Raw genomic sequence first — 2,305 nt, 5'->3', positions numbered from 1 at the left:
AGACTTTTCTACACCAAAGTGCGATTTCTTCAAACACGTTTTGTAATTTTACACTTGCTGGTTGACTCTACGTATACCTTTGAAAACCTTGTGAATATGTATTCTTTGGTTCTTGCAGACACGCAGTGGTGTGCTATCAACGAAGCTTATGCCCGTACATTTGCCCAAAAGAACCTTCTTGATAAACAAGGTTAAGGGTACGGCTACCTCCCTTTCCAATTCTACTATACGGTTGTATGAGACAACTTTAGGAAACAAATGACGCAGATGCTTACATACTTTTTCAATATAGAAATGTTTAAAGCAACGATAACCAGAGTCGTGAAAAAGAATCATTATTAGCATGACTTCTGCCTTTGACATCGTGGAATTACGATGATAGTTTCTTTTTTTTGTAGGTTTTAGCGTATATTTTGCCGTCATTGCATCAAAAAACTTGCAGAAATCATCTGCCATACAAAATATTTCAGTAACTTTGTCCTCTGCGACCATAGCGATTTTTGTTTGTAATTCAATTCCATAAAGTTACAACAATTTTCGCTAATCGCCAAATTTACAGACACTTATAATTCATTGAACTCACGTTAAATATATGGATTAATAGAACCTACCATAAGTCAAAAAGTGATTTATTTTATTGTTGAAAATAACGATAACATGAAAAAAGATAGTCAATCAAATATATCTCATTCAAGATCTCGAAATCTATATTTGGATGTTGCCAAAGGAATTGCTATAATATTAGTGGTTTTCGGGCATAACATCCAATATGGTTCATTTGAGTGCAATAATGAGGATTTTTTCGAGAATCCTTTATTTATAGCTATATATAGCTTCCATATGCCATTGTTTATGCTAATCAGTGGATATCTTTTCTGTCATTCGATAAAAAGTTATTCTTGGAGCCAAAATGTAAAGTCAAGATTCACGAAGTTGGTTTTGCCGATAATAATTTGGAACTCTATTTATCTCTTCATAATGGATGCGCATAAAAATATATGGGAGGGCTCTGATATTCCATTGGGTTCTCAGCTTGTTTCTTATTTAGGCGCAATTTGGTTCTTGTGGGCAATTTTTTGGTGTAGCATGGCTTCATTAGTCGTTCACAGATATTTTAATGATAATATAATTGCCTATGTTTCTTTAGGTCTTTTTGCATTATTATTACCAGGAGTATTAGGAATTTCTCTCTATGTATATATGTATCCTTATTTTGTCATAGGATACTTGTTTAATAAATATGGACTGACAAACAAAATAGCATCCTTAGGCAATAAGATAAGGGTTATCTTGTCATTATTATTGTTTGGGGCATTTGTAGGACTATATATGTCATATACCAAAGAAGATTATATATACATAAGTGGCACAGGAATAATCAAGAATCTTAAACAACTCGAACCAGAACTAGATCTTCACCAATTAAGTATTGACATATTCCGATATGCGATTGGATTGATAGGAGCGATATGTGCTTTGATCATAATAAGAGTTACATATAAGCACATAGGTAAGAATACCTCTATGCTTTTGGGTAAAATTGGGTAAAAGAGCCTTGGTATCTATATTATTAGCACTATGTTCTTCAATAGTTTCATATTACCATACGTGCCACATAGAGAAGAATTTGGATATGGAATGGTTGTCTTAGAAACTGTTGTAATATTGTCTATCACATACCTCATAACTTATATGTTGAAAAAAAACAAATTGACACGCAGTCTCATGTTAGGCTCAAGATAAAATGGAATACCTATGAAATTACGCGAGTTCGGGATAAGAAAATCCTTAGAAAAGTTCCAATTACCTTGATTTCTCTACGTGCACCGGTAGGGTTTCCGGCTTATTGTCAAAGAAACAATAGGCTGTAAGAGCAGAACACAAGTTCATGATGAAATTATGTATTGATCGATGCCGTGAATGTACAAGGTTAGCCTTGTTCTTTAGCAACTCGTTGATACATTCGATGATGTATCTCTTTCTAAGCGTGATTTTGTCCCACATAGGCATAAGTTTATTCTTCATATTCGCTTTTAGACCATGTACGAGATGTATGCCTTGGTCGAACAATGTTTCAAAGAGCTCCTTTTTGATATATCCTCTGTCAGCGAACACTTTTCCATACAAGACTTTTGTAAATACGCTCTACACCCGTTTATCTCTGTCATCAACATTTTCCCCTGTAAGACAGAATGTTATAACCTCGCTAGAGTCATTGCAGAGCAGGTGCGGCTTGAAGCCGTGGCACCAATCCATAGTACCTTTTCCGTTCTTCGCGAAACCAGCAAATACCTTGTTGAAATAT

General features: G+C 34.7%; 1 protein-coding gene and 2 pseudogenes. 1 reads left to right on the top strand and 2 read right to left on the bottom strand.

From position 1 onward, the window contains the following. Positions 1-72: 72 nt before the first annotated feature. A pseudogene (locus HMPREF1640_RS13920) lies at positions 73-492 on the bottom strand (transposase); the annotation flags it as partial. A 165-nt stretch (positions 493-657) separates the two neighbouring features. On the opposite strand from HMPREF1640_RS13920, the gene HMPREF1640_RS06530 reads away from it, so the two are divergent. Beyond that, positions 658-1,548, top strand: a complete 891-nt coding sequence (locus HMPREF1640_RS06530) for an acyltransferase family protein (RefSeq protein WP_036893410.1) — start codon at positions 658-660, stop codon at positions 1,546-1,548. 255 nt (positions 1,549-1,803) lie between these two features. Here the strand turns inward: HMPREF1640_RS06530 and HMPREF1640_RS06525 are convergent. Continuing rightward, positions 1,804-2,305: pseudogene (locus tag HMPREF1640_RS06525) on the bottom strand (IS982 family transposase); the annotation flags it as partial.

The organism is Prevotella sp. S7-1-8 (genome assembly GCF_000758925.1).
In the GTDB taxonomy this organism is placed as follows: Bacteria; Bacteroidota; Bacteroidia; order Bacteroidales; family Bacteroidaceae; genus Prevotella.
This window is presented reverse-complemented; position numbering and strand designations above follow the sequence as displayed.

What these genes read in the sequence shown, in the direction of transcription:
- HMPREF1640_RS06530 (WP_036893410.1), top strand. Translation starts at nt 658, where the DNA reads ATGAAAAAAGATAGTCAATCAAATATATCTCATTCAAGATCTCGAAAT.